This window comes from Maribacter sp. 1_MG-2023, assembly GCF_030547005.1.
GTDB lineage: Bacteria > Bacteroidota > Bacteroidia > Flavobacteriales > Flavobacteriaceae > Maribacter.
The window spans coordinates 310,969-324,814 of record NZ_JAUOPN010000002.1 but is presented as its reverse complement, the minus strand read 5'-3'; the positions used below and the strand labels follow the sequence as shown (position 1 = coordinate 324,814).

At 33.5% G+C, this 13,846-nt stretch carries 13 protein-coding genes; 2 read left to right on the top strand and 11 right to left on the bottom strand.

Translation table 11 applies throughout. From position 1 onward, the window contains the following. Positions 1 to 29 precede the first annotated feature (29 nt). Positions 30 to 1,241, bottom strand: coding sequence for a GTPase HflX (gene hflX / locus Q4500_RS04270; protein ID WP_303598494.1), 1,212 nt, complete (start codon positions 1,239 to 1,241; stop codon positions 30 to 32). Positions 1,242 to 1,406: 165 nt separating this feature from the next. Between hflX and Q4500_RS04265 the strand changes: the two genes are divergently transcribed. Then, on the top strand, positions 1,407 to 2,384 hold the full coding sequence (locus tag Q4500_RS04265; RefSeq protein ID WP_303598493.1) for an endonuclease/exonuclease/phosphatase family protein: 978 nt from the start codon (positions 1,407 to 1,409) through the stop codon (positions 2,382 to 2,384). Between the two features lie 163 nt (positions 2,385 to 2,547). Next, positions 2,548 to 4,746 (top strand): S8 family serine peptidase, encoded by a 2,199-nt coding sequence (locus Q4500_RS04260; protein ID WP_303598492.1) that lies wholly within the window; start codon positions 2,548 to 2,550, stop codon positions 4,744 to 4,746. Between the two features lie 4 nt (positions 4,747 to 4,750). Here Q4500_RS04260 and Q4500_RS04255 read toward each other — a convergent pair whose 3' ends face one another. The 10 genes from Q4500_RS04255 to Q4500_RS04210 form a co-directional block, all read right to left on the bottom strand. After that, positions 4,751 to 5,260 carry a DUF3124 domain-containing protein gene (locus tag Q4500_RS04255; RefSeq protein ID WP_303598491.1) on the bottom strand — a complete coding sequence of 170 codons (510 nt, stop codon included), beginning with the start codon at positions 5,258 to 5,260 and terminating at the stop codon, positions 4,751 to 4,753. Positions 5,261 to 5,356: 96 nt separating this feature from the next. Further along, complete coding sequence (locus Q4500_RS04250) at positions 5,357 to 6,076, bottom strand: 3'-5' exonuclease (RefSeq protein ID WP_303598490.1); 720 nt, start codon at positions 6,074 to 6,076, stop codon at positions 5,357 to 5,359. 213 nt (positions 6,077 to 6,289) lie between these two features. Continuing rightward, positions 6,290 to 6,865 (bottom strand): hypothetical protein, encoded by a 576-nt coding sequence (locus Q4500_RS04245; protein ID WP_303598489.1) that lies wholly within the window; start codon positions 6,863 to 6,865, stop codon positions 6,290 to 6,292. Further along, entirely contained in the window at positions 6,866 to 7,831 is a 966-nt protein-coding gene (locus Q4500_RS04240) for a YHYH protein (RefSeq protein ID WP_303598488.1), read from the bottom strand. 638 nt (positions 7,832 to 8,469) lie between these two features. Next, positions 8,470 to 9,132 (bottom strand): CPBP family intramembrane glutamic endopeptidase, encoded by a 663-nt coding sequence (locus Q4500_RS04235; protein ID WP_303598487.1) that lies wholly within the window; start codon positions 9,130 to 9,132, stop codon positions 8,470 to 8,472. A 114-nt stretch (positions 9,133 to 9,246) separates the two neighbouring features. Continuing rightward, complete coding sequence (locus Q4500_RS04230; RefSeq protein ID WP_303598486.1) at positions 9,247 to 10,083, bottom strand: LytTR family DNA-binding domain-containing protein; 837 nt, start codon at positions 10,081 to 10,083, stop codon at positions 9,247 to 9,249. 122 nt (positions 10,084 to 10,205) lie between these two features. After that, positions 10,206 to 10,658 carry a GNAT family N-acetyltransferase gene (locus Q4500_RS04225; protein WP_303598485.1) on the bottom strand — a complete coding sequence of 151 codons (453 nt, stop codon included), beginning with the start codon at positions 10,656 to 10,658 and terminating at the stop codon, positions 10,206 to 10,208. Between the two features lie 48 nt (positions 10,659 to 10,706). Continuing rightward, positions 10,707 to 11,213 carry a hypothetical protein gene (locus Q4500_RS04220; protein WP_303598484.1) on the bottom strand — a complete coding sequence of 169 codons (507 nt, stop codon included), beginning with the start codon at positions 11,211 to 11,213 and terminating at the stop codon, positions 10,707 to 10,709. A 518-nt stretch (positions 11,214 to 11,731) separates the two neighbouring features. After that, positions 11,732 to 12,319 carry a hypothetical protein gene (locus Q4500_RS04215; protein ID WP_303598483.1) on the bottom strand — a complete coding sequence of 196 codons (588 nt, stop codon included), beginning with the start codon at positions 12,317 to 12,319 and terminating at the stop codon, positions 11,732 to 11,734. A gap of 299 nt (positions 12,320 to 12,618) precedes the next feature. Then, on the bottom strand, positions 12,619 to 13,356 hold the full coding sequence (locus Q4500_RS04210) for a phospholipase D family protein (RefSeq protein WP_303598482.1): 738 nt from the start codon (positions 13,354 to 13,356) through the stop codon (positions 12,619 to 12,621). Positions 13,357 to 13,846 lie beyond the last annotated feature (490 nt).

Below are 13,846 nucleotides of genomic sequence, written 5' to 3'. Positions count from 1 at the left end.
AACTACATAAATTTGATTATAATCGGTGTCTAATATTCGTCTAAATGCTCTGGATATAGAAAATTATTATAAGGAAAACGCGTAACATGTATGTCTCTGACCTCGTCATAAACACGTTTTCTAAATTCATCTAGATTTTCTTTGTTTAATGCAGATATAAAAATTGCGCGGTCGCCCACTTTTTCCATCCAAGTTTGTTTCCAGTCATTAATGGTGAAATGTCTTCCGGTACGTTCTGTAATTAAATCATCATCATCTATGGTATCATGCTCATACTGATCAATTTTATTGAAGACCATGATTATTTTCTTATCTGAACTTTTGATTTCAGATAATATATGGTTTACAGACTCTATATGCTCTTCAAACTGAGGGTGAGATATATCTACAACGTGTAATAACAAATCAGCCTCCCGTACTTCATCTAATGTACTTTTAAAGCTTTCTACGAGCTGTGTGGGTAGTTTTCTAATAAATCCTACCGTATCACTTAATAAAAATGGTAGATTCCCTATAACAACCTTTCTTACGGTTGTGTCTAGTGTAGCAAATAATTTGTTCTCTGCGAACACATCACTTTTGCTAATTACATTCATTAAGGTAGACTTTCCAACATTTGTATAACCTACCAATGCAACTCTAACCAAAGCACCACGGTTACCTCTTTGGGTTTCCATTTGGCGATCTATCTTTAGAAGCTTCTTTTTTAATAAGGTAATACGGTCACGAACAATACGTCTATCAGTTTCAATTTCGGTTTCCCCTGGTCCACGCATTCCAATACCCCCTTTTTGTCGCTCAAGGTGCGTCCATAATCCGGTTAGTCTTGGTAGCAAGTATTCATACTGTGCAAGTTCTACCTGTGTTCTAGCATAACTTGTCTGTGCACGCTGGGCAAATATGTCTAAGATTAAACTGGTACGGTCAATAATCTTGCAGCGTAATTGTTTTTCAATATTACGTTGTTGACCAGGCGTAAGTTCATCATCGAAGATTACCGATCCAATTTTATGCTCATCAACGTATTTTTCGATTTCTTCCATTTTCCCAGTTCCAATCATGGTTTTTGGGTTGGGTACGTCCATTCGTTGAGTAAAACGTTTGTATACTTCTCCACCAGCGGTATACGTTAGAAATTCTAGTTCATCTAAATATTCCTTAACCTTTTCCTCATTTTGATCTTTATTGATTATACCAATAAGAACCGCTTTTTCATAATCTATACTCTTCTTTTCTATCATAAATTCCGTAAAGTGTAAAATTAAGCATTTACCGATAAGCTATTTCGTATTTTTATTGACTAGATAATCGAGATTATGTGCTCTGGAGCTTTCTAAGGAATATTAAATTAATTTTCTCCGAATGTCTTTTGCTTCTCTAGAGTTAGTTTCTCCTTAAAATAATACATGCGATTTCCATTCTTTAAGAAAAAGACAAAAAAACAGCGTTATACGATTGCATTCTACAATTTAGAGAATCTATTTGATCCAGAGCGCAATACCAAAATATTAGACAAAGATTATACACCTAATGGTGCAAAAAAGTGGACTGTAGAGCGTTATCAACGTAAATTAGAGAAACTCTCGAAGTCGATAGTTAAGATAGGTGAAGAAGACCACCCTTACCCACCGGCATTAATAGGTGTTGCCGAAGCTGAAAATAATAGTGTTTTTAAAGCATTGTTAGATACCGATGCTATGGATAATTTGGATTATGGATTTGTACACTATGATTCACCAGATGAACGCGGTATAGATACGGGTCTTATTTACAGAAAGCGTTTTTTTAAGGTTTTACATTCAGAACCATTTACCTTAATGGTTGATAATGCCGGCGGAGTTAGAGACACCACTAGAGATATACTATATGTAAAGGGTGAATTAAATAAAGAAGTGGTGCACGTATTTGTAAACCACTGGCCGTCTAGAAGGGATGGTGGAGTAGAGACGGAATATAAGCGGGTTATTGCCGCAAATGAAATCGTTCAGAAAATTAAGATTCTAAAGGAAACCGAATTGGACCCCAATATTATTGTTATGGGCGATTTTAACGACGATCCTTCTTCAAAGAGTATGCAGATTTTAAAACAAGAAGCATCTTTGTTCAATCCTTTTGAGACTTTACATATACCTGACACTACAGGTTCATCTGTTTATGGTAACAAATGGAATATGTTCGATCAAATATTGCTATCCAACTCTTTTTTCAATTATGAAAAGAATACCCACAGTTTTGATAGTGCAGCTATTTTTGATCATAAATCTTTAAAAGAAAAGAAGGGTAAATATAAAGGTATGCCTTACAGAACATTTGTGTCTGATCGTTATATGGGTGGTTATAGCGACCATTTTCCGGTTTATGCGATGTTCACCTTTAATTCTTAAAGTACCGTATATCGAGAGAAAAGTCTTACACATCATAAATTGATGTTTTCACAACAAGTTCAACATTATGTTTAAGTATTTCATCGAATAAAAGAGGTCATTCACCGAACCCTCCATTAGGTTTATATATTTGTAGTCCAAATCTTACAAAAACAATCTAAGGATGAATACGTACAATACCACCTACCGTACATATAGTTTTTTAATAATGCTATTTTTTGTGTTCTCAGCAGTAAATAAAGTTAACGCTCAAACTTCTCAAGAACGTTTAAAAATTGCTGCTAATAATAAGAAGACTGAATTGGCAAATTTCAAGTCGAATTTGGTTTCTGAATATGCTCTTGAAAGAACTCACCTTAAAGAGGTAGCAAAACTAAACAATTGGAAAATCAAGGAAACCTTAGCAAACGGTAAAAAAATTGAATTGCAAGGTATTGGTACAGATGGAAGTCCTTTATATTATGAGACCTATTCTGATCAAGCTGGGGTAGCTTCTAGAGCAAGCACTTTGAACACAAATGGTTTATTGGGGCTACATTTAGATGGTGATGGTATGAAAGTTGGTGTTTGGGATGCTGGTGTTGCCTTAAAGAATCATATAGAATATACTTCTAGGGTTACTATTGGTGATGATAATGCAGAGGTTGGTACCCATGCTACTCACGTTACAGGAAGTATAATTTCTACGGGACTTAAAAGAGATGCTAAAGGTGTAGCTAATATGGCTCAGGTAATATCTCATGATTGGACAAGAGATAAAATTGAAGTAACCGAAGCAGCTGCAGGCGGACTTCTACTTTCTAACCACTCATATGGTATTAAAGCTGATCGAGTGCCAGACTGGTATTTTGGTGCTTACACGAAAGTAGCTCAAGATTGGGATAAGATCATGTACAATGCTCCTTACTATTTAATGGTAACAGCTGCTGGTAATGCACAAAAGAGCAGAGATAACTTAGAACCTACATACGGTAACACTGCTGATGGTTTTGATGTATTGTTAGGTTTTACCATTTCAAAAAATAATATTACTGTTGCTGGTGCAAATTCTGAAATTGACGGAAACGGAAATTTGAAAAATGCACATGTTTGTACCTATAGTAGCTTCGGTCCGGTTGATGATGGTAGAATTAAGCCAGACATTGCAGGTAACGGTGGTGCTATTCTTTCTACAGATGCCGCCAGCAGTACTAGCTATGAAACTTCTTCTGGTACTTCAATGGCAACACCAGGTGTTACCGGCTCATTATTACTATTACAACAATACAACAAAGAATTATATGGTGAGTATATGAAAGCAGCTACCTTAAAAGGTTTGGCTTTACATACTGCAGATGATATTGACGATTTAGGTCCAGATTATAAAATGGGATGGGGCATTATGAATTCAAAAATTGCCGCTCAGGTATTGAACAATAAAGATTTTTCTAGCCATATTGCTGAAGAAACACTAGAAAACGGAAACTCATTTTCATTTGATGTAACTGCAGAAGGTAACGAAACATTGATCGCTTCAATTTCTTGGACAGATGTAGAATCTAGTTTTATTAATTCAGGTCAATTAAATAATACTACTGCCGCTTTGGTAAATGATCTTGATATCAGAATCTCTAAAAAAGGACAAACTTTTTTACCTTGGAAATTGAATCCTGCCCAGGCAAATAGCCCTGCAACTAAAGGCGATAATTTAGTGGATCCTTTTGAAAGAGTTGAAATACCTAATGCAAATGGAACCTATACAATTACCGTTACCCATAAAGGTGAACTAGTAAACGCTATGCAAGATTTTTCATTGATCGTTTCAGGTGTTGCTATGACCACATGTTCTATAAATGCCCCAGAAGTTAACCTTGATGAAGCTGAAATGTCTACTGTAAAATTAGCTTGGAATGCTTCTGAAGATGCACTTTATGAAATTCAGTATAAAGAAGTTCATCAACAAGAATGGTCTACAGAGTATATTTCTGTAAATAACTTCAGCTGGAAGGGATTGTTAATCGATACTACCTATTCTTTTAGATTAAGAACATTCTGCTCACAAAACATCGCTTCTGAATTTAGCGAAGTGGCAACATTTACTTTTAATAGTGAAGATACCGAGTTAGAAACTTTACATCCTTTAAGTGCAGATTCTGATATTCCGTTTAGGGTATACCCTAACCCTGCCGTAGATGAAATACAATTGAATGTAAAAACGTCCGATACTGCTACCTATAGAATAATGAGTACAGGTGGTGTAGCATTGAAAATGGATAAAGCATCAGATGCTAGAATCAACGTTTCAGATTTACCTTCAGGTTTGTACATATTACAAATTCAAGATGCTGAGGTAAGTAAAAGCACAAAATTCTATAAGTACTAGAAAGCTATTTTATTCTTCTAGATTGTGTAGTAAATGAAAGCCCTTGTTGACCAACGGTAGAATTCATGATGCCTTCGAATAATGGCTCTGGGCAATCTTTTGGTGCTTGCCATTCAAAAATAAAGTTAGAACCCGTACCACCTTCAACGTCTATCTCATCGATAATAATTTCAGCTGTCTCTAAAGGGGCTAAATAAATAGGGTGGCTAAAGTAATTTCTTAACGATACCCCATGAGTATCAAAATACTCAGCTTTAGATAAATAAATAGTATCGATATCGCTTGTATTTCGTAAACTGACCATAGCGGTTAAATTATGGGTCTTATGCTCAGAGCTACTATAAATTTGAGAATAGATAGATAAATAAGACTTACCATACTCTAAAGAATCTTGAACCTTAATGGTAACTTTTCTCTTCGACCAGTTCTCTGGGTGTATAGAACTTATTTCCTTTTCTTGTAAACAGCTTGCCAGTACTAAAACTACAGAGAATAATAAGATGATTTTTTTCATAGGTTTGGCTCGTTTTTGAACAAATGTTGTTACTAACAAAATTACATCATTAGTGCTATTTTTATATGAATGGATGCTAATTTTAACGCGATTCTATCAATTAGCTACTTTCTTTACTTCGTTATCTATTAAAAGATCTTGATTTCTTAATCTTAAATACACTTGCGCAGTAGTAAGCACATCTAATTCGCAATAGGTAACAATACGCTTTAAATCGTTTTGTTCATAGTATACCACACGTACCATACTGCCATCTATATCTTCTTTTGGTGAAGGTATGCCCAGCACATGTGCCATAAGTTTTAACGAAGTAAAATGTTTGTAGTCACCAAATTTCCACAGCTCCATGGTGTCTATATGTGGAATTTCCCATGGTTTTTTGCCAAATAAGTCTAGTTTTTGAGGAAGCGATATACCGTGAATAATCATTCTTCTAGCGATATACGGAAAATCGAACTCCTTACCGTTATGTGCACAGAGTACATGCTTTACATGATTAAAATGTTCGTCTAATAAACCTTTGAAATCTTGTAAAAGTGTAGCTTCTTCGCCATGAAACGTGGTAATTCTAAAACTGCGCACCTCTTTTTGAAAGGTAAAGTAGCCTACAGAAATACAGATGATTTTACCGAACTCTGCCCATATGCCGGCACGTTCATAGAATTCTTCTGCCGTTACATCATCTTTTCGTTGGTATTGAGATTTATGTGCCCAAAGCTCTTGTGTGGTTTCATCTAGCTGGTCAAAAGAACTTTTTTCAGGTACGGTTTCTATATCTAAAAACAAGATATTTTCAAGATGTATTTTATTAGGCATAGAAAGGTAAGATACTAATAAGTAGGAAATTAACACAATTTCGCTTTTGACTTACTCAATGATATAGGAAATTTTAATTTCCTATATCTGATAAAAGCAGACAATTTTAATTGATGTTGTGAGGGATTTATTGTGTTTTAAATTTTTAAGCATATTAGGGTATACTTAGTTATGAAATAAAGCACATCATCCAACAAACTAAAAACGAGGCAATTAACTATTCATGCCGTGGTCATTGTTTTTTTGATAAAATCTGTTCCCCAAAAATATAAATGGTATTATTAATAGAAGGAAATACCAATTACCTGATTCCATTTTTTGATTTACATTAAAATGATTTGTTGCTTTTGAGGTTTTATACGTTTTTGAACTGATTGCTAATTTGTTGTAATTGACTTGATTGTCATAAACGTTAAACATAATTGTATTGGTAACTTCAAATAAATCACTACCGTTAAAGACTATTAAATAACTGTTTTGCTTAGAATGTCCGTTATTATCTAACTCCTTATAATTTTGAAATTGAAGTAGCTCTCCAGATTTATTTTTTAGAATGAGATTTGCTTTAATGTATTCTATAAAAGTATGCTCAAAATCTTTTTTGCTTGCCGTATTTTTAAGGGAAGGATTGTATGCTATCAGAGCATTTCTCATTGTCCAAGGAAATTCAGCTTTAATTTCAATGGTGCTCTCTTTTTGAGTAATTATGAAAAAGGCTTCATTTGTTTCATGTGCTACTACAAAACTACAGTACAGACACACAAAACAGCATATCAATAAATTTTTCATTTATGCACCAATTTTAAAATCATTAGAAGGTGTTCCTCTAAAATATCTTGGGATGCTAGGGAATTCATCAGTAATTACATAGTAATAGGTTCCTAACGGGTATTCTGGCGTAACACCAGTTCTACCATTGGCTTCATCTAAAGTCCCTAAACCTGTACTGTATTCATAATCATTAGAATAAACTCCATTGTACGTATCGCAAGGTGCAGTTATTCCATCTCCTGTTCTGTCGCCCGTTTTTAGTTGGTAACTTGATGTCATTTCAATTATAGAAGATGAATTATCCGAAACGTCTGTAAATGCATATTTATAGTAAATAGGAAATCCGTCTGCCGCATATCCAACTAAAGTCATTTGATCATTTGGAATATTTAAATTCTGCAAATAAAGGGTTGGTGAACCATGATAATGATATTTTCCTGTGGGTTGTACATGTGCATTGTTACAGTCTAAACCTAAGTTAACATTTAAAGCCTCTAAATTCCACTCCCAATTTACATTAGCACTCATAATTCCTTCGTGCGGGAATGGTTCGGCAGCTACAGGATCTAATTCCACCCCGTTTAATAAAACGCCAAAAGAATATTGTGGACCTACATTTGTACCTACGCCAGTTGTAGAAAGTAAAGGAGTAAAGCTTGAAGCGGTAGTTGGGTTTAGAGTGATATTATACGTCTCAGATTGTTCTGAAATAGCATTGGGATTTAGTGATCCAGGACCTCCACCAAAAATCCCCACCAAGTGTTCAGGAATATTATTTGCCGTGATTGTTCTTATACCTCCTGACATGGACTCATCAAACTCAGAATTAAAAGCCAAAGTTGTGTTACAGTCGCCTCTTGTATCGTCTAAGACTTGATCTGAAAAACAAGTTGTTGTTGCTGTTGTTGTGTTTTGGTCATCACTACTACAGCTAATTATAGATGTAAAAGAAAAGATAACTGATACTGATTTCAGAAAATTCATGGGAAAATGGTTATAAGTTATTACTTAGACTTCCTATTTGTTAAAAGGTTTAAGTATACTGGTATAGATTAAAATCTTAACCAACTATTAATTAAACGTAAATAAGTGCGTTAAAATATATTTTTAGAAGAAATATGGTAATCCACGAATAAATTTAAGTGTGACTTACGGTTCGGCTGATATTTTCTAAGGATACTACTAATCTAAAATTAGGTTTAATTAGTAACGAAGTACATTATAAAGATTATTACCTTATAATTAACGAACCGACCAACTGGTCTGTTTTTTATAATCAAAATGTCCCCAAAATTCTTGAGACAAAAGATAGCCTTCACCATTTTATCGATAAAATGCAAAGAGTAGGAAGTTAAATGAGTGTTTCAGGAACCAAACAAACTAAGTGGTTTGTTTTTTGGTATTAAAATGCGAGGTTAAAATGATCTATTTCTTACTATCCGTTATGAATTTAAGAAGATTTGCGTTTTATGTTTTTGCTCGCAGACACGAAAAACGCAAATCTTTCATTATGAACCTATATCCGTTGTTGTTAGGGTTACTGTTTTATTTTTATGAAATAAGATGCACAGTGAATATCTAATCAGGGTAGGTGATGATGTAACTAGTGTTTCCAGTTATTATTATGCCAATCCGTAGTAAATACAAATCAACGATATGGTATCAAAAAAACCATGTATGGCAATTACAAACCATAAATCGTATTTACGTAGGTAGAATATCAGCGCTATGAGCCCTCCGACGGTACCTGCAACTATTTGTCCGGTAATTCCTTGGTAACTATGCATAAAGCCGAAAAAACAAGCTAATAAGACAATATTAAGAACTATGCTGAATTTGCTTTCTCCAAAGAATTTTACAAATTGTCTCATAAAATAACCACGAAAAATAATTTCTTCTCCAAACCCAGCAGTAGCCCACACGACTACTACAGCAATCAAGCAAGCGGTGAGATTTCCTTCTAATTCTTTAAAACTAGAATAATCTATGGGAACTCCTGTGAGTTTTGTAACTCCAGGAACTAGTAAAAAGACATAAAAAATAAAGAGACCTAAAGCAAGTAAAGGTGCTAGTACGAAGATGTTTTTTACTGTGAATTTTTCTCGTTGAAATCCTAACGCTGAAAATGGTTTTCCTTTGTATTCTATATAATTTGATAAGATGATTATTATAGAAACAACGATGTTTTCTATATAACTTAATTGTAGTGGTCCAAACCATATAAAGCAGATAACTGCAATGGTAATTAATGGAATTACTATTTGGCGTAAGGTAACTTTGTTCATTATTGTTGGTTTTAAATTCTAAGCGAATTAATGAACAAAAACGCTGAAACCCCTTTTAATTATTGATGCTCTTACTGAATGGTAGTAAATTAATAACTGAATAGTCGGTGTTTATTATTGAAACCAATTCATAAATTCTTTTCGCTTGTACCGACTGATATTTATTTCTTTAATAGTATCGTTTTCAATGGTAGCTTTTAATTGAATACGTAATTTACCATTTTCAATTTTTTCTATTTCTTCTACAGCATCTTTGTGAACGATAATTTGCCGATTTGCTCTATAAAACAATTGATTATTTATTTTTTCTTCCAGCTCATTCAATATGAAATCTGTACTAATAGTTGTGCCATCATTTTTAACAGCAAATACAATTTTGTTTTCACTATAAAAGCATGCAATGTTTTCATAAGCGAGTTTTGTAGTTTTTGCTCCGCTTTCTATGGTTACAACAGCATCTTTTAAAGATGACTTATATAAATTGTACACGTCTTGGGCATACGATAAGCCTATAAGAATAAAACTCAATAGTAAGGTAATCAGTAAACCTATTAGTAAATAATAGAACTCTATCTCTCCATCTACGACTAGACTAAAAATAAAATTTACAGGAATATACATGAGTGTAATATATCCTAAGGTTGAGGCCATAAACCATACAATAGTTGTCATTTCAACTTTTTTAGAGAAATGCTTCTTCTTGTAATATTGAAAATTAACCTCGGTTATGATGCCTATAAGAATACACAAAACAATAGATGCCAAAAAACCTTCAATAGGAAATCTATAAGAATCACCATCAGGAAAACTTTCGCGCTCTGCTAAATGATTTAGTATTAAAGAGAAAATAATCAATACTACTACTTTCTTAAACCAACGCCATGTAGAACTATTCATAAAAGTGTGCCAGTAGGTTTTTAGGTTATTCTTGGTTGTTGGTATGGTGCTCATTAATTGGAAGCTCTATATTTTGGCATTGAATCTATGTTTAGAATGTTTTTATACCGTTTAGTATAAAAAGTTATGGACTAATAGACGCTAGCATTTCAGTTAAACACAGGTCTTTATTATACTTACTTTATTCTAAGATATACATTCGGGTTATGTTTCTCCATATAAATTTCAGGATGAGGTATCTCCGTAAACCCAAACTTTTTATAAAGCCATTCAGCGGTGTCGGTCAATAAAATCCAGCGTCTTAATCCTTGAAGATTTGGGTGTTCCATTATTTCGTTGATTAGCCATTTACTTAACCCCTTTCTTCTATGTTCTTTTAGAATATAAACATCTCCTAAATATGCAATAGTTGAATAGTCAGAAATTATTCTAGCAAAGCCAATTTGTTGGTCTTTGTAATAAAGTCCAAAATTTAAAGAGTTTTCAATTGATGTTTTTACTGAATTGAGTGGAATTCCATTAGCCCAATCAGTTTCGTTTGAGAGGAATTTGTGAATGCTCGGGATATCTAATTTATCCCTGTCAGTTGAAATGGTGTACTCATTTCTATATGTTTCTCTAATTTCCAACTCAGTTTTTTTAATTATTGTCTTTGGCTAAACACGAAGCTAAAGCTTTTAGTTTTTAAACCTAAAGTCCGTATCGTGTTTAGGCTGCGTTAGGGCAAGTTTTTTTTTTCCGCTGATATCATCTTCACTCCCTAAAATCCCATCCTTACCTTTTGATTTTAGCACATAATTTAGTCCATAGTCCAATTGCTCATAATGAAATTCATTTTTCCAATAGTCCAGCGTTATATTTTGTCGTAGCGGATTGTTTCTAATAATTATTTTGAGTTCTTCAGGATAAATACCCAAGTCCTTTTTTTCTTCATTCAGTATCGTAGTAATTTGAGCAATTTTTTCCTCTGTTTCATCCGTGCCTTTATCACTAAAGTAAAAAAAACCTATTATTCGGGCAACTATTATAAATCCCATCGCAAACAATAATATGAGAGTTGAAGTTCGAAACATTAACTTTTTAGGTAAATTATTCTCTTCTTCAAATTTCCGTCTTTCTTTTTTCTTTTTCCAGAATTTTAGTTCCTCCCAAATTAAAAGAAGTTCTGCAATGATTTCTCCCATTCGAAATTTTGATTTTTAAATTTGCCCTAACGTATATAAACTGACTACGGTACGTTTATTTCCTGTCTCGTTGTTAAATGGTATTTAGCCAATATACTATTTAAGAATAAACCTACAATTTACATCTTACGTTCTATTATGAAAACCTATTATAGCTATTAATTAGATGGAAATAATTTGTCATTAGTAGAACTCAAAAGAAAATTACCTTAAAAATAAAAAACCGACCAAGTAGTCGGTTTTTTGCTGCTAAAATGTGTTGAGCATTCTTTAAAATAACGATAGCAATCGCAATTGTATCGACAAAATGCAAGGTGTGTTAGGGTAAAAGGCTGTTTTAGGTACTAAACAAACCAAGTAGTTTGTTTTTTGGTTGGGTAAAGCGGCTGTTTTAGAACAAATTTTACTGTTTAAACAGACTCTCATGGTTCAATAACCACTGTTTGCTGTGTAGTTTTATAATCCTCAATGCCAAGTACTAGATGACATCATAGTTTTAAATAAGGAACAAACATGCATTAGTCTTCAGTGAGCGTTTTAAAGCCTTCCATCACATAGATTAACTTACGTTTATCTTCGAATCCTGGATATTCTTCATCCGTGAACATTGATGGTAAAAAACTCTTATATTCTGTATAATTTTCGCCTTGGTATAAACCTAAAGTATAGGTTTGTCCACCACTTATGGCTTTTTTCCATGAGTTCGCTTTTTCTCCTAAGGTCGCTAATTGACGTTGATCTATATTGAATTTTCCTTCGCTAGCACAGAGATTCAAAAATGCCCAATACTCTGAATACTTTTTTTTCTTAACACGTATTCTCTTTATTTTAGGGGAAGCCATTGGTTGTGCGGACTCATTAATTCTGTAGCGCCTTACCTTACCGTTGTTGAAGTAAACGATATAATCTGATTCTGGTTCTATATCTGGCAGTATGGAGTAGGCGAGGCGAACCACCAATGCGTCTGCATCTTTCAAGACAAATAACTCAACATACCTGTGTACTTCTTCTGCATTCGTTTTAAAGTCGATTTTTGGTATTTCAGGTGCTTGCGAAAATGCTAGAATGGGCAAAAGAATTAAAAGATAGTATTGAAATTTTCTCATTGTAAAGTTATAAAACACGGTTATGGGCGCATTGTGTTTATTGATTTGGTCTCAAGGAACTTGATTTTAGAATCTATGTGCCTAGAATAATAATGTCTCAGATTAAAGAAGAATTTGTTTGTTTTTTACCTCAGTTCTTCCTAAGAAGGGGAAGCCTACATACCAATAACCATCTTCCTTGCCAAGGTCTAGGCAAACTTCCCGAATTCCCCCTTATCTACAAATCCCGGATCAGTCAACAAGTCATATAGCGCTAGCCGATCGGCGCGCCATATGCTTAGTTATTGTAAACAGTTTTTTTATTCCGTTAATTCTTTTGCAATATTTTCTGGCCAAATAACAAATTTACCATATTGTCCACTTTTTTCAATTCCGCCAACTTCTTTTCCACGCTTTGTAGTTATCCAATCTTCATCTTTCTTATACATCAGTTTGTTGTCGGTAAACCAACTATTTACTTTTCGACTGCTCAAACCTGTCAATTGTGATAATTCTTTGGTGGTCAAAAGTTTTGATTTAGAATAATCTTTTTTTGCTTCTGTTTTTGGAGTTTCTTTTTCTATTTTAGGTTCAGGGATTATATTTTCAACTTTTTTAACCGAAATTGTTCTATGCTCACTTCCTCGTTTAATCCTGTCAACTTCTTTTGCAATTTGATTGTATAGTTTTTCATCATCTTTTTTTGACACATAAATACCCATCTCTACATTATTTTGTTGAGAGAACATATACAAATTCATTGAAGTAATTATTGCTTCTTTGCCATTAAAATAACATTTAGCGTGTAGGTCTTTATGAAACATAAGTTTAATTCCTGGCATAGATGTTAGCCATTCACTATCTGCTGGATTTATTTCTGAAACTTTACCATAAATCATAACAATGTCTATTGAGAACTTATGTCTATCTTCTAACGAGAGTTTTAGTTGATTGTTAAGTTGTAAGTATGGACTTATTAGATATAATTTGTCATCAGAATTATCAATTAACTTTTTTAAATAATATGATACACCTTGTGTGTCTAGAAATTCAGCCATTTTTAATATTTTTTATCGTGATCGCTTTGTTTTTTAATTGGTTATAACGTACATATAAACGTACCGGGTACGTTTATTTCTTGTTTTGGTGGTTAAAGCGTACCTAGCTAATATACTATTAAAGAATAAACCTACAATTAACATCTTACATTCCATTACGGAAAACCATAATCATCATAAATTTTATAGAATTAATGTGTCATAAATAGCTCTAAGAAGAGAATCACCCTAAAAACAGCGAACCGACCAAGTAGTCGGTTTTTTACTTATAGCATGTGTTTATAATTGTTGATTGTAACGACAGCAATCGCAATTGTATCGATAAAATGCAAGGTGTACGAAGTATAAAGGGGAATTTTGAAAGGAAACAAACCTAGTAGTTTGTTTTTTGGCTGGGTAAAGCAGTTGTTTTAGAACAAACTTTGCTGTTTAACTAAGCTCTAATGATTCAAGGTTCACTTTTTTATGCGATTTGCCAGCGTAGCCGGTA